The sequence below is a fragment of the Achromobacter sp. genome (genome assembly GCF_050285565.1).
In the GTDB taxonomy this organism is placed as follows: Bacteria; Pseudomonadota; Gammaproteobacteria; order Burkholderiales; family Burkholderiaceae_B; genus Achromobacter.
Genome location: NZ_JBLZXG010000007.1, coordinates 180,736 through 199,512, shown reverse-complemented (window position 1 = coordinate 199,512; position 18,777 = coordinate 180,736). Strand labels below are relative to the sequence as shown.

19 protein-coding genes are annotated in these 18,777 nt (G+C 68.4%); 5 read left to right on the top strand and 14 right to left on the bottom strand.

Features of this window, described 5'->3' with window-relative positions; genetic code table 11:
- Positions 1–54 precede the first annotated feature (54 nt).
- On the bottom strand, positions 55–390 hold the full coding sequence (locus ACN6O8_RS16470) for an FxLYD domain-containing protein (protein WP_427992100.1): 336 nt from the start codon (positions 388–390) through the stop codon (positions 55–57).
- 478 nt (positions 391–868) lie between these two features.
- Here ACN6O8_RS16470 and ACN6O8_RS16465 point away from each other — a divergent pair, with 478 nt between their 5' ends.
- On the top strand, positions 869–1,237 hold the full coding sequence (locus ACN6O8_RS16465) for a PsiF family protein (protein ID WP_427992099.1): 369 nt from the start codon (positions 869–871) through the stop codon (positions 1,235–1,237).
- 72 nt (positions 1,238–1,309) lie between these two features.
- Here the strand turns inward: ACN6O8_RS16465 and ACN6O8_RS16460 are convergent, their stop codons facing one another.
- From ACN6O8_RS16460 to ACN6O8_RS16435, 6 genes are read right to left on the bottom strand one after another with little or no spacing between them, the layout of a single operon-like run.
- A complete protein-coding gene (locus tag ACN6O8_RS16460; RefSeq protein WP_427992098.1) occupies positions 1,310–1,519 on the bottom strand; it encodes a hypothetical protein in 210 nt (69 codons plus the stop codon).
- Between the two features lie 3 nt (positions 1,520–1,522).
- Positions 1,523–2,302, bottom strand: a complete 780-nt coding sequence (gene pcaD, locus ACN6O8_RS16455; RefSeq protein WP_427992097.1) for a 3-oxoadipate enol-lactonase — start codon at positions 2,300–2,302, stop codon at positions 1,523–1,525.
- 55 nt (positions 2,303–2,357) lie between these two features.
- Complete coding sequence (locus tag ACN6O8_RS16450; RefSeq protein WP_427992096.1) at positions 2,358–2,654, bottom strand: YciI family protein; 297 nt, start codon at positions 2,652–2,654, stop codon at positions 2,358–2,360.
- Positions 2,655–2,666: 12 nt separating this feature from the next.
- Positions 2,667–2,942, bottom strand: a complete 276-nt coding sequence (gene catC / locus ACN6O8_RS16445; RefSeq protein WP_054429400.1) for a muconolactone Delta-isomerase — start codon at positions 2,940–2,942, stop codon at positions 2,667–2,669.
- A gap of 53 nt (positions 2,943–2,995) precedes the next feature.
- Positions 2,996–3,640, bottom strand: a complete 645-nt coding sequence (locus ACN6O8_RS16440; RefSeq protein WP_020926099.1) for a 3-oxoacid CoA-transferase subunit B — start codon at positions 3,638–3,640, stop codon at positions 2,996–2,998.
- Positions 3,637–4,326 (bottom strand): 3-oxoacid CoA-transferase subunit A, encoded by a 690-nt coding sequence (locus ACN6O8_RS16435; RefSeq protein ID WP_006390038.1) that lies wholly within the window; start codon positions 4,324–4,326, stop codon positions 3,637–3,639. Before ACN6O8_RS16435 ends, ACN6O8_RS16440 begins: the two co-directional genes overlap by 4 nt.
- 170 nt (positions 4,327–4,496) lie before the next feature.
- Between ACN6O8_RS16435 and ACN6O8_RS16430 the strand changes: the two genes are divergently transcribed.
- The gene (locus tag ACN6O8_RS16430; RefSeq protein WP_427992095.1) at positions 4,497–5,279 is read left to right on the top strand and encodes an IclR family transcriptional regulator; all 783 of its coding nucleotides are present in this window, start codon (positions 4,497–4,499) and stop codon (positions 5,277–5,279) included.
- Between the two features lie 50 nt (positions 5,280–5,329).
- On the opposite strand, the gene ACN6O8_RS16425 is transcribed toward ACN6O8_RS16430, so the two are convergent.
- The 4 genes from ACN6O8_RS16425 to ppc form a co-directional block, all read right to left on the bottom strand.
- A complete protein-coding gene (locus ACN6O8_RS16425; RefSeq protein WP_427992094.1) occupies positions 5,330–6,058 on the bottom strand; it encodes an SDR family NAD(P)-dependent oxidoreductase in 729 nt (242 codons plus the stop codon).
- 219 nt (positions 6,059–6,277) lie between these two features.
- Complete coding sequence (locus ACN6O8_RS16420) at positions 6,278–7,618, bottom strand: short-chain fatty acid transporter (RefSeq protein ID WP_427992093.1); 1,341 nt, start codon at positions 7,616–7,618, stop codon at positions 6,278–6,280.
- A gap of 185 nt (positions 7,619–7,803) precedes the next feature.
- Positions 7,804–8,739 carry a 3-hydroxyacyl-CoA dehydrogenase family protein gene (locus ACN6O8_RS16415; protein WP_427992092.1) on the bottom strand — a complete coding sequence of 312 codons (936 nt, stop codon included), beginning with the start codon at positions 8,737–8,739 and terminating at the stop codon, positions 7,804–7,806.
- Positions 8,740–9,051: 312 nt separating this feature from the next.
- Positions 9,052–11,898, bottom strand: a complete 2,847-nt coding sequence (gene ppc, locus ACN6O8_RS16410; protein WP_427992091.1) for a phosphoenolpyruvate carboxylase — start codon at positions 11,896–11,898, stop codon at positions 9,052–9,054.
- Between the two features lie 171 nt (positions 11,899–12,069).
- On the opposite strand from ppc, the gene queC reads away from it, so the two are divergent.
- Both queC and ACN6O8_RS16400 read left to right on the top strand, forming a co-directional pair.
- On the top strand, positions 12,070–12,783 hold the full coding sequence (gene queC / locus ACN6O8_RS16405) for a 7-cyano-7-deazaguanine synthase QueC (protein ID WP_427992090.1): 714 nt from the start codon (positions 12,070–12,072) through the stop codon (positions 12,781–12,783).
- A gap of 344 nt (positions 12,784–13,127) precedes the next feature.
- Positions 13,128–14,732 (top strand): EAL domain-containing protein, encoded by a 1,605-nt coding sequence (locus ACN6O8_RS16400; protein WP_427992089.1) that lies wholly within the window; start codon positions 13,128–13,130, stop codon positions 14,730–14,732.
- Here the strand turns inward: ACN6O8_RS16400 and ACN6O8_RS16395 are convergent.
- Positions 14,710–15,891 (bottom strand): MFS transporter, encoded by a 1,182-nt coding sequence (locus ACN6O8_RS16395; RefSeq protein WP_427992088.1) that lies wholly within the window; start codon positions 15,889–15,891, stop codon positions 14,710–14,712. The two genes, ACN6O8_RS16400 and ACN6O8_RS16395, sit on opposite strands and share 23 nt — an antisense overlap.
- On the bottom strand, positions 15,888–16,436 hold the full coding sequence (locus ACN6O8_RS16390; RefSeq protein WP_427992087.1) for an N-acetyltransferase family protein: 549 nt from the start codon (positions 16,434–16,436) through the stop codon (positions 15,888–15,890). Before ACN6O8_RS16390 ends, ACN6O8_RS16395 begins: the two co-directional genes overlap by 4 nt.
- A gap of 134 nt (positions 16,437–16,570) precedes the next feature.
- Here ACN6O8_RS16390 and ACN6O8_RS16385 point away from each other — a divergent pair, with 134 nt between their 5' ends.
- The gene (locus tag ACN6O8_RS16385) at positions 16,571–17,461 is read left to right on the top strand and encodes a LysR family transcriptional regulator (protein ID WP_427992086.1); all 891 of its coding nucleotides are present in this window, start codon (positions 16,571–16,573) and stop codon (positions 17,459–17,461) included.
- On the opposite strand, the gene ACN6O8_RS16380 is transcribed toward ACN6O8_RS16385, so the two are convergent.
- Positions 17,409–18,446: a 2-isopropylmalate synthase gene (locus ACN6O8_RS16380; RefSeq protein ID WP_427992085.1), complete on the bottom strand. Its 1,038-nt coding sequence runs from the start codon at positions 18,444–18,446 to the stop codon at positions 17,409–17,411. The genes ACN6O8_RS16385 and ACN6O8_RS16380 overlap by 53 nt on opposite strands.
- Positions 18,447–18,777 lie beyond the last annotated feature (331 nt).

The window sequence follows — 18,777 nt, the reverse complement described above, 5'->3', positions numbered from 1 at the left end:
AGGGTTTTTTCGATGTCGAAGCGCATTTTTCAGGCGCGCGCGGCGCCGGGTTCATCAGCGGGCGCGGATGTCCAGGGCGGTGACCTTGGCGAATTGCAGGGGCGTGATGGCGCGGATCGTCTTGATCTGCCCCGGCGCCAGCGGGCCGATGTCGTCGTCGCGCACGCGGCCGATCTCGCGGCCCTGGTCGTCGTACAGCACGAAGGTCAGCATGACGTAGTTGACGGCGCGGGCGGATTGGTTGGCGAGCGAGCCGGTGATGGTCGAGACGTTTTCGTTGGTGTCGCGGACGGCCTGGATGTTGCCCAGGGTAATGCCGTACAGGCTTTGCGCGTTGGCGGCACCGGTCAGGCCGGCCAGCAATGCGAGGGAGGCTAGGGCGGTTTTCATGACGGTCTCCTGGGGTTCCCCGGCTGCCGGGGCGTCCGCGCCGCGGTCTTGGCGCCGCGTATCGTGGACATGCGCCTATCTCACACCTTTCCGGGGAGCCGCACAACGGCCCAAAGGGATGAATGGGTAACAGGTTGCAGGGGATCGCCGCAGATTCCTGTGTGGATGCCACAAGTGCATCGGAATGTCTCCGACTTGTGGGTATTTCCGGGTATTGCGGCGGCTTTTTCGTGCCGCCGGTGGGCGGCGCAGCGGAAACCGGCAGCTTGCCGGGGGGCGGGAGCGGCGGCGCGGGTGTGCCGGGCCGCGCCTTTACGCAAGCTGAATGATCGCAGCGAAGTTAGCATTTGTTGTCCTTTCGGCGCTTGCGAAGCGTGCGGCTTTGTCCGATGATGACTTCGCCGGCAACTTGGCCGGCGGATCTTGCGGCCCGGGTGTGCGCCAGGATGGCGCCGGCGGGCGCCCAAGGGAGGAACTCATGCTTTCCCGTACTAGCCAATTGGCTTCGGCCATCGTGTTGTCCGCCAGCTGTCTGGGCGCCGTCTACGCCCAGACACCCGCCGCCACGCCCGCACCCGCCAAGACCCCCGCGCCCGCGGCCACGCCGGCCAAGACGCCCACCGCGCAGCAGCAGCGCATGGCCGACTGCAACAAGTCGGCCGAAGGCAAGAAGGGCGACGAGCGCAAGGCATACATGAGCGCCTGTCTCAAGGGCGAGGCGCCGCCGCCCGCCAAGCAGTTGACGCCGCAACAGCAGAAGATGAAGGATTGCAACGCCAAGGCCAGCGAGCAGAAGCTGACCGGCGACAAGCGCAAGACCTTCATGAGCACCTGCCTGAAGGGCTGAGCGCCGCGTTGCATTCGCGCATGTGAAAAGCGCCGGCCGTTGAACGGACCGGCGCTTTTTCATGCGCGTTGCCTAGGCCGTGGCGATCGGCGTGACCGGCGAGCCGATCGCGTGCGGCAGGCCCAGCTTGAACAGGCAGGTGCCATAGTGGCGCGCCAGGTTCAGCAGCAGGCCGCGGCCCTGCATGTCTTTCCGCGCCAGATTTTCCAGGCCAGGCTCGAGCGCGGCCGAGGGGCCGCCGCGGGTTGAGCACCTTGCCGCCGGGCTGGTCCAGCGCTGCATGGCCTACGCCGTGAGGAAGTCGGCCACCGCGCGGGTGAAGGCTTCCGGTTGTTCCCAGTTGGAGATGTGGGAGGTGTTCAGTTCGAGGTAGCGCGCGCCCGCGATGGCGCTGGCCAGTTCCTTGCCTTGCGCGGGCGTGGCGGCCAGGTCGTGGGTGCCGCTGATGACCAGCGTCGGCGCTTTGATGGCCGCCACCTGTTCGCGGAAATCGGCGTCGCGCAGCGCGGCGCAGTTGCCCGAGTAGCCGGCGTCCGAGGTGCGGCGCAGCATGTCCACCAGCACTTGCGTCAGGCCCGGCTCGGCGGCGCGGTAGCCGTCGGTGAGCCAGCGCTCGACCAGGGTGGGGGCCATTTTCTCCAGCGTCTGTTCGGCCACGGCGGCGATGCGGGCGCTCCAGCCTTCGGCCGAGCCGATGCGCGCGGCGGTATTGCACAGGATCAGCTTGCCGATCAGCTCGGGGCGGTTCAGCGCCAGCCACAGGCCGGTGGGGCCGCCCATCGACAGGCCGCAGAAGTGGGCGCGCTGGATGTTCAGGTGCGCCAGCAGTTCGGCGACGTCGTTGCCCAATTGGGCAAAGGTGTATTCGCCCTCGGGGATCGAGGATTTGCCATGGCCGCGGGTGTCGTAGCGCAGCACGCGCAAGTGCTTGCTCAGCGCGGGAATCTGGCGCGCCCACATGTCGGCGCAGGTGCCCAGCGAATTGGAGAGCACCAGCACCGGCGCGTCGGCGGGGCCATCGATGACGTAGTACAGCCGTGCCTGGCTGAGATCGGCGTAAGACATGCGGGAAATCCTCGGGGAATGAAGCCGCGGCCGCCCGCGGGCGGCCGCGTGGCGATTACAGGTGGCAGGTGCCGTCGACGTAGGCCTTGCGCCAGCGCGTGATGGTCACGCGCTGGAACAGTTGCGCCTGGGCGAAGGGATCGGCGTCGATGAACTGCTGCGCGGCTTCGCGCGTGTCCAGGTCGACGAGGTACAGGCCGCCGCCCAGGTCCGTGCCGTCATCCTGCAGCTTGGCGCCGCAGGCCAGCAGCAGGTGCTTGTTGGCGTCCAGGTATTCCAGGTGCGCGGCGCGGTGCTGCTGGCGCACGGCCTGGTGGTCCGGCTTGTCGAAGGTTTCGATGATGTAGGGCATGGGCGGCTCCGTTCAGATGGCCGAGGGATGGCGCGCCAGCGCCGTCACCTGGATGTCCATGTAGGGGAACAGCGGCAGCGACGACAGCAGCGTGTGCAGTTCGTCGTTGTCCTGCACGTCGAAAATGCTGACGTTGGCGTAGCGGCCGACGACGCGCCACAGGCTCTTCCACTTGCCGTCGCGTTGCAGTTGCTGCGCCAGGGCCTTTTCGTCGGCCTTGAGCTTGTCGGCTTGCGCGGCCGGCATGTCGACGGGCAGATTGACCTGCATTTGAACCATGAACAACATGATGGGGGTCTCCAGGAAAGCGGCCCCGGCACGGCCGGGGCGCGGGGAAAGGATCAGTTGGAAAACTTCAGCGGCAGGCCGGTCAGGCGCAGCAGCTCGTCGGCGGTGGTTTCGCCGAACATGTCGATCACCGTGACGCCGTCGGCGCGGATGTCGAACACGGCCACATCGGTGTACACGCGCGACACGCAGCGCACGCCGGTCAGCGGATAGGTGCAGGCGTCGACCAGCTTGCTCTGGCCTTCGCGCGTCTGCAATTCCATCATCACGAAGACATCCTTGGCGCCGATGGCCAGGTCCATCGCGCCGCCGACGGCGGGGATGGCGTCGGGCGCGCCGGTGTGCCAGTTGGCCAGGTCGCCGTGTTGCGACACCTGGAAGGCGCCCAGCACGCAGATGTCCAGGTGGCCGCCGCGCATCATCGCGAACGAGTCGGCGTGGTGGAAGAACGAGCAGCCGGGCAGTTCGGTGACGGGCTGCTTGCCGGCGTTGATCAGGTCGTAGTCTTCCTCGCCCTTGGCCGGCGCCGGGCCCATGCCCAGCATGCCGTTCTCGGTGTGCAGGATGACTTCGCGGTCGGCCGGCAGGTGGTTGGCCACCAGCGTCGGCAGGCCGATGCCGAGGTTGACGTAGGCGCCTTCAGGGATGTCCTGGGCGACGCGGGCGGCGATCTGGTCGCGGGTCAGTTTGGTGCTCATTGCTGCTCCTTGGCGGCCTGGGCGGCGTCGATCTGCACGACGCGCTGCACGAAGATGCCGGGGGTGACGACGGTTTCCGGATCGAGCGCGCCCAGCTCGACGACTTCACGCACCTGGGCCACGGCCACGCGCGCGGCGCTGGCCATGATGGGGCCGAAGTTGCGCGCGGTCTTGCGGTACACCAGGTTGCCCCAGCGGTCGCCGCGCTCGGCCTTGATCAGCGCGTAGTCGGCGTGCAGCGGATATTCCAGCACGTACTGGCGGCCGTTGATCTCGCGGGTTTCCTTGCCGTCGGCCAGCGGGGTGCCGTAGCCGGTGGGCGAGTAGAAGGCGCCGATGCCGGCGCCGGCGGCGCGGATGCGCTCGGCCAGGTTGCCCTGCGGCACCAGTTCGAGCTCGATCTTGCCGCTGCGGTACAGGCCGTCGAAGATCTGCGAGTCCACCTGGCGCGGGAACGAGCAGATGATCTTGCGCACGCGGTTGGCGCCCAGCAGGGCGGCCAGGCCGGTGGTGCCGTTGCCGGCGTTGTTGTTGATGATGACCAGGTCCTTGGCGCCTTGTTCGAGCAGGGCGTCGATCAGTTCCATGGGCTGGCCGGCGGTGCCGAAGCCGCCGATCATGACGGTGGCGCCGTCGGGGACGTCGGCGAGGGCGGCCGCCGCGCTTGCAACAAGCTTAGAAATCATGGTGTTCGCTCATAGGTGGCGTGTCATAATTTGTTCTTAATTAGAACTTTCGTTCTTCTGAAGAACATCGTTTCATGGGGATGGTCGACCGTCAAGGCAAGCCGGCGCGGTGCGATCCTCCCCGTTTCAGGGTTGCCGGCAGCGGCAACGTTTTTTCTCGCGGTAGACGGATGGCCGAGCAAGCAACCCAGCAACCCAGCGACAGCTACGTTCAATCCTTTGCGCGCGGCCTGTCCGTGATCCGGGCGTTCGGCCCGGATCGTTCCCAGATGACGCTGTCCGAGGTCGCGGCCGTCACCGGCCTGACCCGCGCCGGCGCGCGCCGCATCCTGCTGACGCTGGAACACCTGGGCTACGTCACGGTCGAGGATCGCAAGTTCGCGCTGACCCCGCGCATCCTCGAACTGGGCTACGCCTACCTGTCGGGCACGCCGCTGTGGAACCTGGCGCTGCCCTACATGGAGGAAGTGGCCGAGCTGACGCGCGAGTCGTGCTCGGTGTCGGTGCTGGAAGGCGCCGACATCGTCTACATCCTGCGGCTGTCGACGCACAAGGTCATGACCATCAACCTGGCCGTGGGCAGCCGCCTGCCGGCCTGGGTGACGTCGATGGGCCGGGTGCTGCTGGCCGGTCTGCCCGAGGCGGAACTGAACCGGGTGCTGGCGGTGAGCCAGATCCAGGCCTATACCAAGGACACCGTTACCGATATCGCCGCGCTCAAGGCCATCCTGGCCGGCGTGCGCGCCGATGGCTACGCCTGCGTGGCGCAGGAGCTGGAACCCGGCCTGCAGTCCGTGGCGGTGCCGATCGTCGACCGCAGCGGCCGCGTGATCGCGGCGATGAACGTCAGCGGCCACGCCAACCGCTTCTCGCGCGAGGAAATGCTGGCGGTCTTCCTGCCGCCGCTGCGCCACGCCGCCGACCAGATCAACCACGCGCTGCTGCGCCGTTAGGCGGCGCGGGCGGGTGGGGGCGACCAAGCGGGTGGACATGGCGGCGGGCCTCAGATCGGGGCGACGCCCAGCGTCGTGCCGCCGCAGACATACAGCATCTGGCCGGTGACGAAGCCGTTGTCGGGCGACAGGAAGAACATGGCGGCGCGCGCCACGTCCTCGGGCGTGCCCAGGCGCTTGACCACGATGCTGTTGATGATGCGTTCGGTCTGCGGCGCGCCGGCCGGATTGCTCTTGGTGAACAGGTCCGTGGCGATGGGGCCCGGGCCGATGGCGTTGACGGTGATGCCGTCGCCGCCCAACTCCATTGCCAGCGTGCGCGTCAGGCCGACCAGGCCGGCCTTGGTGGCCGAATAGACCACGCGGTCCGGCTTGCCCAGTGCGGCGCGCGACGACATGTTGACGATGCGGCCGAAGCCGGCCGCGCGCATCGCCGGCAGCGCGGCCTGCACCAGGATCAGCGCGGTGCGCAGGTGCAGGTTGACCACGTAGTCCAGGTCGGCCAGCGTGGCGGTGTCGGCGGTGCCCGGGCGCGTGGCGCCGGCGTTGTTGACCAGGCCGACGATGTCGTAGGCGGCGGTCACTTCGGCGGCCACTTGCTTGGTGCGCGCTTCGTCGGTCAGGTCGGCCTGGTACGACACCAGCCCCGCCGGCGGATGCTCGGGCAGGCGGTAGTCGATGTTGACCACCTTGTGCCCGGCATCCAGCAGCATGCGGATGATGGCGGCGCCGATCCCGGCGCTGCCGCCCGTCACCAGATACGCGGTAGGTTTGCTCATCTCAGCTCCCAATTCAGTTCTCAATCGCGACGTCCTCAAGAACACCGCCTCTCAACATTCCATCTGCCTCCCCAGCGAGGACACCGCCAGATCCGGCTCTGCCGGTCTGCAGGTGTCGCCCCCTTGAGAGGGCGCGCGCGAGCGCGTACGGGGTGGATCTCGTTCTCCGGTCTGCAGGTGTCGCCCCCTGGGGGGGCGCGCAAGCGCGTACGGGGGGGCTTAATGCGTCAGATAACCCCACGCCAGCACGGCGGTGATGTGGATCACGCCGACCCACAGCATCATGATGACCGTGTAGCCCATCACGTCGCGCAGCTTGAGCTTGGACAGCGCCAGCGCCGGCAGGATCCAGAAGGGCTGCACCAGGTCGTTCCAGGCGTTGCCCAGCATCACGGCCATGGTGGTCTGGTTGAGCGCGCTGCCGATCTCGCGGGCGGCGTCGATCATGAACGGGCCCTGGATGACCCAGTGGCCGCCGGCCGAGGGCGCGAAGAAGTTGATGACGAACGAGCTGATCAGGCCCCAGAAGGGCAGCGAGGCCGGCGTGGCGACGTCGACGAACACCTTGGAGATCGTGGTCACCAGGCCCGAGGCGGCCATGATGGCCATGATGCCGGCGTAGAACGGGTACTGCAGGATGATCCCGGAGATCGTCTTGATGCCTTCGGTCAGCTTGGCCACGTAGGCGGCCGGCGTGCCCAGCAGGATGATGCCCAGGAACAGGATGATGAAGTTGATCAGGTTCAGGTCGAGCGAGCCGCCGTCCATGAAGTGGAAGGCAACGTAGGCCACGCCGAGCGCGCCGATCAACAGGCTGAGGATGCGGCTGTTGTTCAGCCGGGAGGCGAGGGTGCCTTTCTCCAGCAGGTCTTCGGCCGCGTTGGACGCGTTGGCGTCGCGGTCGATGGCCGGGTCCACTTCGACGATCTTCTCGCCCTTCTTGGGATGCAGCCAGGCGTTCAGCAGCGGCAGCGTCACGATGATCACCAGGCTGGTGATCAGCATTGGCACCGAGAAGATGGTTTCCGTCAGGGGGATGATGCCCATCTGCTTGGCGGTGGGGTGGCCGGGGGTGGCCACCAGTACCGGGATGCTGGCCGACAGGCCCAGGCCGTACATGGTGAAGCCGCTATAGGCCGCGGCGATGATCAGCGGGTAGTGCACGCCCTTGACCTTGAGCGCCAGCTTCTTGGCGACGATGCCGCCGATGACCAGGCCGAAGCCCCAGTTCAGGTAGCTGCCGATGCCGCCCACCAGCGTGGCGACGATGATGGCGGTGTGCGGCTTGTGCACGTGGCTGACGATGCGGTTGAGCAGGCGGTCGGTCAGCGGCGCGGTGGCCAGCACGTAGCCCATGGCCAGGATCACGGCCATCTGCGTGGTGAAGGCCAGCAGGCTCCAGAAGCCCTTGCCCCAGGCGCGGGTCACGTCGCCGATGCCCTGGCCTTCGATGCCCATGGCCAGCAGCACGGTGAGCAGGGTCAGCGCGATCGCGAAGACAAAGGGATCGGGCAGATACTTGCGCATCAGCTCAGTGAAAAAAGATGCCAATTTATTCATGGTGCCTCCTACGAACTCCGGTAAGGCGTATTGCTCTTGTGTCTTGCGCCGCCGTGCGCCGGATGTAGGCGCGTGGCGGATGGGACGGTCGGTTTCTTTGTGTGGTTGGGCTCGTGGCCCGCTGGCGCGTCGGACGGATCGCCGCGCGCCTTATGGTGTAGGTATTCGGTCCTGCGGTTGCCGCGTCAGGAATCGCCGGCCTTGGCGTTGAGCCACGCGGCCAGCTCGCCCAGCGCCGCGCTCTTGTCGCGCAGCACCCGTTCGCGGCGCTCGGGGCTCCAGGTGTAGAACCCCTGGCCGCTCTTGGCGCCCAGTTGGCCGTTCTCGACCTTGCTCTTGAGCAGCTCGGACGGTTCGGTGCGGTTTTCCAGGTCTTTATAGAGATAGCTGGCGATGGCGTAGTGGACGTCGATGCCGTTCATGTCGCGCTGCTCCAGCGGCCCCGACAGCGCCAGCCGGATGCCCAGGCTCCACTTGACCACTTCATCGATGTCCTCGGCGCTGGCCACGCCCTTTTCCAGCAGCGAGATGGCCTCGCGCGCCAGGGCGTGCTGGATGCGGTTGGCGATGAAGCCGGGGATGTCCTGGCGCACCAGCACCGGGCGCTTGCCGCCCAGCCGCAGCGTCGCCATGACGCGCGCCACGGTCTCTTCCGAGGTGGCGTCGTTGCGCACCACTTCGACCAGCGGGATGACGTCGGCGGGGGTGAAGAAGTGCGTGCCGACGAAGCGGTCGCGGCGCGTGACAGCACTGGCGATGGCGTTGATCGACAGGCCCGAGGTGTTGGTGGCGAAGATGGCTTCGGGCTTGCACAGCGCGTCGAGTTGGGCGAACAGGCCGCGCTTGAGTTCCAGGTTCTCGGGCACCGCCTCGATGACGAGGTCACAGGCGGCCGCGGCCTCCAGGCCGGACGCCATGCGGATGCGTTGCATCACGGCGTCGACCTGGCCGGGCGCGTACACATTCAACTGGCGTTCGATGACGGCGCGGGCGCGATCCAGGGCGCCTTCCATCGGGTCGACCAGTACCACGTTCAATCCCTTCGAGGCGAAGAGCGCGGCGATGCCGCTGCCCATGGCGCCGGCGCCGATGACGGCCAGGTTCTGCAGGGGAGTATCCATGAGGGTTCGCTTGCCTTACAGGGCGCGCGCGGCGGGCGGCACAGGCGGAACCAGGGAACTGCGATCTGTCTCTTCCGTCGGTGTCTTCCTGTGCACGGGCCAGAAAAATCGTTGTGTTCTATATGTGAACATTTGTGCGTATATAGAATTTCTGACGAAGATAGTACTAAAAGTTGCCGGGGGTGGACAAATGGGCGTTTTTGGGTGTTCGTCTGGTGGACGCATTGGTGGGTAACGCGCCGACGTCGGCGCGGATGCCCCAACGGGCCGCGGGCAGGCGCGGCCGGGCAGCGCGCCCGGCCGCGCCGGTCTTCAACCCGAATTGCGCAGGCCGGCGGCGATGCCGTTGATGGTCAGGTGGATCGCGCGCTGCACGCGTTCGTCGGCCTCGGCGGCGGGCGACTTCTGCGCCGCGCGGTGGCGGCGGATCAACTCGACCTGCAGGTAGTTGAGTGGGTCGATGTAGGCGAAACGTTCGCGCAGCGAGGCTTGCAGCGCGGGGTTGTCGGCCAGCAGCTCGCGCCGCGTCAGCAGCTTCAGCATGGCCACGGTGCGGGCGTGCTCGGCGCTGATCATGCCGAAGATCTTCTCGCGCAGCGCGCGCTGCGGCACCAACTGCGCGTAGCGCGCGGCGATGGCCAGGTCGGACTTGGCCAGCACCATCTCCATGTTGGACAGCAGTGTGCGGAAGGCCGGCCAGTCCCGCGCCATTTCGCGCAGTTGCGCCAGGCGGCCGCGCCGCGAGCGCGGCGCCTGCGGCGCGCCGGCTTCCAGGTAGGCCTCGATGGCCGAGCCCATGCCGTACCAGCCCGTCAGCATCAGGCGGCACTGGGCCCAGGAAAAGCCCCACGGGATGGCGCGCAGGTCTTCGATGCGCTGGCCCTTCTTGCGCGAGGCCGGGCGCGAGCCGATGTTCAGGCCGGCGATCTCGGCGATGGGGGTGGCGGCAAAGAAGTATTCGGCAAAGCGCGGCGTGTCGTAGACCAGGCCACGGTAGCTGCGCTGCGCGGTGTCGGACATGAATGACATGGCCGGGCCATGCTGGGCCATGTGCGCGTCTTCGGCGCTGGTGGCCTCGGCGCGCGGCGCCAGGCTGGATTCGAGCGTGGCGGCCACCAGCAGTTCCAGGTGCCAGCGGCCGACCTCGGCGTCCTTGTATTTGCTCTGGATGACCTCGCCCTGTTCGGTCAGGCGGATCTGGCCGGCCACGGTGCCTGGCGGCTGCGCCAGGATGGCGTCGAAGCTGGAACCGCCGCCGCGCCCCACCGAGCCGCCGCGGCCGTGGAACAGGCGCAGCCGCACGTGGCGGCTGGAGAATACGTCGACCAGCGCGCGCTCGGCCTGGTACAGCGACCAGTTGGAGGTGAGGAAACCGCCGTCCTTGTTGCTGTCGGAATAACCCAGCATGACTTCCTGGGCGCCGTTCTGGGCGCGCTTCACGCGCTCTCGGATCTCGGGCAGGTCGAGCCAGGCGGCCATGATGTCGGCGCCGCGCTCCAGGTCGGGGATGGTCTCGAACAGCGGCACCACCATCAGGCCGTCTTCCGGCGCGATGTCCTGGCCCGGGGGCGCGATCAGGCCCGCCTCCTTTTGCAGCACCATCACTTCCAGCAGGTCGCTGAGGGTTTCGGTGTGCGAGACGATGGTCTGGCGCACGGCCTGCTTGCCGTAGCGCTGGCGGCCGGCGGCGGCGGCGCGCAGCACCGCCAGTTCGCGCGTGGTGTCTTCGCTGTAGGCGATCCAGGGCGAGGCCAGCGGCCGCGCCTGCGCCAGCTCGGCGCGCAGCAGGGCCACGCGCGCCGCTTCGTCCAGGGCCAGATAGTCCAGCGGCTGGCCCTCATGGAGGACGCCGGCGCGGCTGAACAGTTCGGCCAGCGCGCGCTCGTGCACGTCGGAGCTTTGGCGCAGGTCGACCGTGGCGAGGTGAAAGCCGAACACTTCGACCGCCTGCTGCAATCCGGCCAGCCGCAGCCGGGCGACGGGCGCGCCGTGGTGCGCGGCCAGCGAGGCGGCGATGACGGCCAGATCGGCGGACAATTCCTGCGGCGTGTCGTAGGGTTGCGCCGCGACGGTGCTGCGGCGGGCCAGGTCCTGGCCCGTGAGGCGCAGCGCGGTGGCGGCCAGGCGCGCGTAGACCCCGACCAGCGCGCGCCGGTAGGGCTCGTCGCTGCGATGCGGCGAGTCGTCGCCGCTGTGCTCGGCCAGCGCCAGTAGCGCGGGGTCGACCGCGATCAGCAGCGTGGTGATGGACAGCTCGGCGCCGAGCGCGTGCACTTCCTGCAGGTAGTGTTCGAACAGCACGGTGGCCTGGCGCAACAGGGCGCGTTCCAGCGTGCCGGCGTCCACGTTCGGGTTGCCGTCGCGGTCGCCGCCGATCCAGCTACCCATGCGCAGGAACGGCTCCAGCGGCGCGGGCGGAGCGCCGAACGGCTTGGCGTCGCGGTTGAGCAGCTTGGACAGGTCGCCGTAGACGCGGGGAATGACCTGCAGGAAGGTGCTGCGGTAGTACGACAGCGCGTTCTCGATCTCGTCGGCCACTGTCAGGCGGGTGTAGCGCAGCATGCGCGTCTGCCACAACGTGGCCACGCGGCCGAGCAGGGCGGCGTCGAGCTCGGCCAGTTCTTCCGGCGTCAGCGGGTTGTCGCGCTGGGCCAGCGCGGCGGCGATTTCGCGGTGCACATCCAGCGTGCTCTTGCGCTGCACTTCGGTGGGGTGGGCGGTCAGCACCGGCATGACGCAGGCCTCGGCCAGCAGGCGGCGGATGCGCGCCGGCGTCACGCCGTGGCGGCCCAGGGTCTGCACCGCATCGCGCAGGCTGCCGCGCGCGGGCGCTTCGCCGGCCAGGGCGCGGGCGCGCTGGCTGCGGTTCTGGTCGCGATCCTCGGCGATGTTGGACAGGTGCAGGAAATAGCTGAAGGCGCGCGCCACTGAGTTGGGGTCGCTGCCTTGCAGGCGCTGGACGCGCTGTTCCAGTAGCTTGCCGTCGGCGGCGTTGCCTTCGCGGCGGAACTTGACGGCGGTGCGGCGCAGGGTCTCGATGGTGTCGAAGACGCGCTTGCCTTCGCATTCGGCGATGACTTCGCCCAGCAATCGGCCTAACAGCCGGATATCGTGACGCAAGGGTTCTGTTGAATCGGACTGCGGGCGGCTGGCATTCATCGGGCGGGAGATCCGTCGGGCTGCTGAAGGGGGGAAGGGGTCAGGTGATGCGCACTGCGGGTAAACCGTAAACGAGAACGGCACCGATTTTACGCAGGCTTCCTTACGGATAAGGCCGGCGGCTGCGGTAAAGTCTGCCCTATCCCTTTGTCTTTGCAGAACCCTCCTTTTATGCTGAATCACCAACGTCGCGCGCTCGTGCTGTTTTCGGGCGGCCAGGATTCCACCACCTGCCTGGCCTGGGCGCTGGAGCGCTATGCCCATGTGGAAACCGTGGCGTTCGATTATGGCCAGCGCCACCGCATCGAGCTGGATGCGCGCCTGAACGTGCTGCGCGACATCCGCGCGCGCTTTCCGCAATGGGCGCCACGCCTGGGCGCAGACCATCTGCTGGATCTGAAGGTGCTGGGCCAGGTGGGCGACACCGCCATGACCAGCGACCGCGCCATCGAGATGCAGGCCAACGGCCTGCCCAACACCTTCGTGCCCGGGCGCAACCTGCTGTTCCTGACGCTGGCGGCCGCCCTGGGCTACCGGCGCCAGCTCGACGTGCTGGTGGGCGGCATGTGCGAAACCGATTTCTCGGGCTATCCCGATTGCCGCGACGACACCATCAAGGCGCAGCAGGTGGCGCTGGGGTTGGGCCTGGGCAGCCGCGTCACCATCGAGACGCCGCTGATGTGGATCGACAAGTCGGAAACCTGGGCGCTGGCCAGGCAACTGGGCGGCGACGCGCTGGTCGAGACCATCGTCGAGGAAAGCCACACCTGTTACCTGGGCGAGCGCGGCGCGCGCCATGCCTGGGGTTATGGCTGCGGCGAGTGCCCGGCCTGCAAGCTGCGCCGGGCCGGCTGGGACAAGTGGCAGGCGCGGGGCGGCGCCTGAGCGATCCGCCGGCGCGGATCGCCGCGTCTCGGCATCTCCTGGATTTTTCCTTCCGTCCGGCGGCACCGCCGCTGGCGTTGCCCATCCACGCCACAATCGCGTCGGAACGTGGATGGATGGTATTGGCGCGCGTGTCGCTACGTTTCGCCGATCGGTGAATTTTATTTCGATATATTGAATTCCATTCATTTAAAAATGAATGGAATTCAATTATTTGCGACATTGCCCCGCGCCGCGAAGGATAGTGCGCCCAAATTTTGCGACCCTGTTCCAGGTATGGAGATGCTAATAAACATTTCAATACCGTGCGATGGAAAGGCGTTTTTTCTCAGGGCTCAATCATCATGAATCGGTCGCGCATTATCCTTATTTTCGACAACGAATTCGCCAAGCAAGGGATCTCTGATTCGCTCGAGCAGATCGGTTTCGTCCTGAATCCCGTGTCGCTGCAGGAACCGGCGCGCCATGCCGGAGAGATCCAGGTGCACCTGTGCCTGCCACGGGATCTGGACATCACCATCGGTCAACTGCGCGCGCGGTTCACCCATTCGACCATCATCGCCATCCGCCACATCGAAAGTCCGGCGGTGCGCATCAATGCACTGCTGGCCGGCGCCGACAGTTGCTATGGCGCCAACATCAGCTACAGCGAGGTGGCGGCGGCGATCCAGTCGGCGCAGCGCAAGCTGACCCTGTGCCAGCCGAGCGCGCCGCGCCGGCCGGACCCGGCGGCCGAGCCGGCCGTGGCCGAGAAGGGCTGGCGCCTGTGCGACAACGAATGGACGCTGGTGTCACCCACCGGCCGGGCCGTCAGCCTCACGCCGATGGAACGCGCGGTGCTCAAGGGCATGCACGGGCATCCCGAGCGGCTCATCCGCCGCGCCGACTTCGCGGTGGCCAACATCGACCTGCCGGGCAACGGCCGGGCGCTCGACCTGACCATCAGCCGCCTCAAGCGCAAGGGCGCCGCCAGCGGCGTGTCCATTCCGATCCGCAGCCTGCGCGGCAAGGGGTATTCGTTCTCGGCGGTGTTGACGCAGGACTGCGGCGGCGATGGCCGCGAGCCGGCCGTGATCCGCAAGGAAGGGCCGGTATCGCCGCTGCTGGCGGCGATCCAGGGCGATCGCCTGCAGTTCCACTACCAGCCTATCGTGGCCGCCTCGGATCTGGAGATCGTCGGCGCCGAGGCGCTGTTGCGCTGGCGCGCCGCCGGCGGCGAGACGCTCGGCATCGACGGCCTGTTGCGCGAAGCGGGGGCGCCCGAGGTGGCGCAGGCGCTGATCAGTTGGGGCTTGCGCGCCATCGCCAGCGACCAGGCGCGCTGGCGCCAGGCCGCGCACGGGCCGGGGCTGCCGGTCAACATCAACATTTCGCCGCAGAGTTTCGCCCGCCGCGACGTGGTCGGCGTGATCCTGCGCGATCTTGCCGCGTGTGGCCTGGGGTCGGGCGATATCCGCATCGAACTGACCGAAGAGGCCGCCCTGCATGCCGGGGCCACCGACATCCGTGCCATGCTGGAAGAGTTCACCAGCCGCGGCATTCCGGTCTGGCTCGACAATTTCGGCAACGGCTACAACAACCTCGAATGGCTGTCGACGTTGCCGCTGGCGGGCCTGAAACTGGACCAGTCGATCATCTGGAACGCCGCGCGGCAGGCCGATGCGCAGAAGGTGCTGACCTCGATCTGTCGGTTGGCGCGGGATCTGGACATCGTTACGGTGGCCAAGGGCATCGAGACCGAGGCGCATTGCCGCGCCGCGCGCGAAGCCGGCTGCGATCTGCTGCAGGGCTTTCTGTTCTTTCGGCCCGGCACCAGCGACGAGCTGGCCGCCGCCCTGACCGAGCAGCGTTGGCGCCCGGGCGGCATGGCGCGCGGCCGTGATCGCATCGCGGCGGCGGCGGTGGTGCGCGAGGGCGGCGCGCCGCTCAGCCCCGCGTCCGGGCAATGAAACGCCCGCGCAGCGCCAGCGCCGCGGCCAGGATGGCCGTGGCCAGCCCGGCCGACAGCGCCATCGCCGCGTGCGCGCCGTGCCGCTGCACCACATACGCGTACGCGACCGGCGCGGCCGCGGTCAGCAGGAAGCTGGGGATCAACAGGGCGCCGACCAGCGCGCCATAGCTGCGGAAATCGAACAGCGCCAGCGGCAGGGTGCCGCGCGCGATCGTCAGCAGGCCGTTGCAGGCGCCGTACAACAGCGCGTAGGCGGCCAGGGCGAACACGTGGCCGCCCGACAGCGGCGCCAGCAGAAAGCCCAGCGGCAGCAGGGCGGCCACCGCCAGGGTCAGGGTCAGCGGATGCAGGCGCGACCCCAGCGCCACGTCGGCCAGCCGCGCGGCGAACTGGCCGATGCCCCACAGCGCGGCCACGTTGACCGCCAGCGCCTTGGCCAGGCCCAGGCCCGCCAGCAGCGGGATCAGGTGGGCGGCGTTGCCCGCCGCCAGGAAGTTGGTGAGCATGGCGATTGCCGCGTACAGCAGGCCGGCCAGGCGCCGTTCGGAGGCGTTGCGCGCCAGGCCGGCGCCGCCCGGATGGCCCGCCGGGCCGGACGCGGCGTAGCGGGTGCGCGGCAGCGCCAGATAGAGCGGCACCGTCGCCAGCGCCAGCGCACCGTAGGCCAGCACCGCGCCGCGCCATCCGAGCCAGCCCGACAAGGCATGGCCCACCGGCCACATGACGGTCGAGGCAAGCCCGCCGAACAGCGTGATTTGCGCCATTGGCCGGCGCGCCGTCGGGCCGGCGGCGCGCGCCAGCGAGGCGAACGCCGCATCGTACAGGCACAGCCGCATGCCGATGCCCAGCAGCGCCCAGGCGGCAAAGTACGTTGCCACGCCATGCGCGGCGGCCAGCGCCGCGCAGCCGGCGGCCGCCAGCGTGGCGCCGGCGGGCATGACGCGATGCCCGCCCCATTGGTCGACCGCGCGGCCGGCCAGCGGCGACACCAGCGCCATGACCACGATGGCACAGGAAAAACCGCCGTAGATCGTGGCCGGATCCCAGCCCAGCCCGGCGGCCATGTCCGGCCCCAGCGCGCCGATCAGGTAGAAGGTCACGCCCCAGCCGACCAGTTGCGTCAGCCCCAGGCAGACCACCGCGCGCGGCGCGATCATGGGCGTTGCGGCGGCGTGTGGTCGCCCTCGCCCAAGGCGCGTTGCATCAGCACGGTGTCGCGCCATTCGCCATGCTTGTGGCCCACCGAGCGCAGCGTGCCGACCGGATGGAAGCCCTGGCGGGCATGCACCGCCAGCGAGGCGGCGTTGCGGCTGTCGCCCACCACCGCCAGCATCTGGCGCCAGCCGGCCGCCGTACAGCGTTCGACCAGCGCGGCCAGCAGCCTGCCGCCGATGCCCAGGCCGGCGCGGCCGGCCTTGACGTAGACCGAGTCCTCGACCGTGTGGCGGTAGGCCGGGCGCGGGCGATAGGGCGTGACGTAGGCGTAGCCCACCACTTCGCCGTTGATCTCGGCCACCAGGTAGGGCATGTCTTTTTCCAGCACGCCGGCGCGTCGCTGGCGCATCTCCTGGATCGATGGCGGCTCCAGTTCGAACGAGGCGGTGCCGTGCTCGACGTGATGCGCGTAGATGGCCTTGATGGCGGGCAGGTCGGCATCCACGCTGTCGCGGATCAGGATGGTGGGGGCGGCGGGTTGCGGCATGGCGAGGTTTGCGTTGGAACGATGGGGTGGGTGAAAAACCAGCCGCCAGTGTGGCGCAAGGCCATGCATAAATGAAGCTTTGGTCTATTATGATTTTTATAAGTAAAACTTTGGATAAGACGGGGCGAGACCTCATGCGCGGACTCAATCTGGACGCCCTGCGCACCTTTGCGCAAGTGATCGAACTAGGCAGTTTCTCGGCCGCCGCCGAACGCGGCGGCATTACCCAGCCGGCGGTCAGCCTGCAAGTGCGCCAGCTCGAGCGCCGCTTCGGCCTGAAGCTGGTCGAGCGGGTCGGCCGCCGCGCGGGGCCGACCGCCGCCGGGCTGGAACTGCTGACCTACATCCGCGCCATCGACACCGCGCTGGCGCAGGCCGAGCAGGCCATGACGGCGCATGCCTCGCAGGTGACCGGCCGCGTGCGCCTGGGCACGGGCGCCACCGCCTGCACCTATCTGCTGCCGCCGCTGCTGGCCGGCCTGCGGCGGCGCTTTCCGGCGCTGGACGTGGTGGCCAGTACCGGCAATACCGCCGACATGCTGCGCGGGCTGGAGAACAACACGTTGGACATCGGCCTGGTGACGCTGCCGGCGCCGGGCCGCATGTTCGAGGCCACGCCGGTGCTGGACGACGAGTTCGTGGCCATCTTCCCGGCGCGCGGCCCGCTGGGCATGCCCGATCCCGTGACGCCGCAGGCGCTGGCGGCGCTGCCGCTGGTGTTGTTCGAGCCGGGCGCGCGCACCCGCCGGCTGGTGGACGACTGGTTCGAGCAGGCCGGGGTGGCGGCCAAGCCAGTGATGGAACTGGGCAGCACCGAGGCCATGAAGGAAATCGTGGCCGCCGGCCTGGCCTGCGCGGTGCTGCCACGGCTGGCGGTCAGCGGCGCGGGCCAGCGCGCCAGCCTGACGGTGCGTTCGCTGACGCCGCGCCTGGCGCGCACGCTGGCCGTGGTGGTGCGCCGCGACAAGCCGCTCAGCCGCGGGCTGCGGCACCTGCAGGAAGCGTTGCTGGCGTTGCGGACGTGAACGCGTAGGGGTGGAACACATCCACCGGCAACTGGTTGCAGGCCTGGACACATTCGCGCACGGCCGCCATGTCGGAAAAGTCCAGGCCGCTGGCGATGCCCTGTCGGTCCAGGTTCAGCGCCAGCGTCACCAGATCGACATTGCCGGTGCGCTCGCCGTTGCCGAACAGGCAGCCTTCGACGCGGTCGGCGCCCGCCAGCACCGCCAGTTCCGCCGAGGCCACGGCGGTGCCGCGGTCGTTGTGCGGGTGCACGCTCAGCACGATGCTGTCGCGTCGCGCCAGGTGGCGGTGCATCCATTCGATCTGGTCGGCATAGACGTTGGCGCTGGTGCACTCCACCGTCGACGGCAGGTTGATGATCATCTTGCGTTCGGGCGTGGGGCGCCAGATGGCGCTGACCGCATCGCATACCTCCAGCGCGAAATCCAGCTCGGCCAGGCTGAAGGTCTCGGGCGAGTACTCGTAGATCCATTCCGTTTCGGGATGCGCATCGGCCAGGGCGCGGATCTGGCGTGTGCCGGCCAGCGCTATTTCCTTGATCTCGGCGCGGCTCATGCCGAACACGATGCGGCGCCATTGCGGCGCGATCGGGTTGTACAGGTGCACGATGGCGCGCGGCGCGCCGCGCAGCGACTCGAAGGTGCGCGCGATCAGGTCGGGCCGCGACTGGGTCAGCACTTCGATGGTGACGTCGGCGGGGATGCGGCGTTCCTCGATCAGCTTGCGCACGAAATTGAAATCGGTGTCGGACGCCGACGGGAACGCCACTTCGATCTCCTTCAGGCCCACCGCCACCAACTGTTCGAAAAAGCGCAGCTTGCGGGCCGCGTCCATGGGATCGATCAGCGCCTGGTTGCCGTCGCGCATGTCGGTGCTCATCCAGATGGGCGGCGCGCTCGGACGGCGGGATGGCCATTGGCGTTCGGCGTAGTCGCGCGAAAAGGGCTGGACGGGGCGGTATTTGTGTTGGGGATGGTCGAGCATGAAAACCTCCGGCCGCGCGGCGCGCGGCGTCTGGTGCCGCCGGTCTGCGGCGGCGGGCGGGCAAGGGAGGTGGCGGACGGGCCCGTCAGAGGGCCCGGGGCTGCCGGGCGGCCACGGGGCGCAAGGCCCGGCAACCGCGCGCTAGTCGTAGCGTGTGCGGCACGGCGCGCGCGGTGGTGAAGGCGTCCGAATTCCCGGCCGCGCGCGCATGCCGGTCGCGCAGGGCGGCGCAGGCGGCGAGAGAACGGGCGGGAAGAGGCATGATCGGAACGCGGAAAACCGGGAAATCGACGGCAGTGCAGGCAGGATAGGTACACTGGGAAAGACCGTC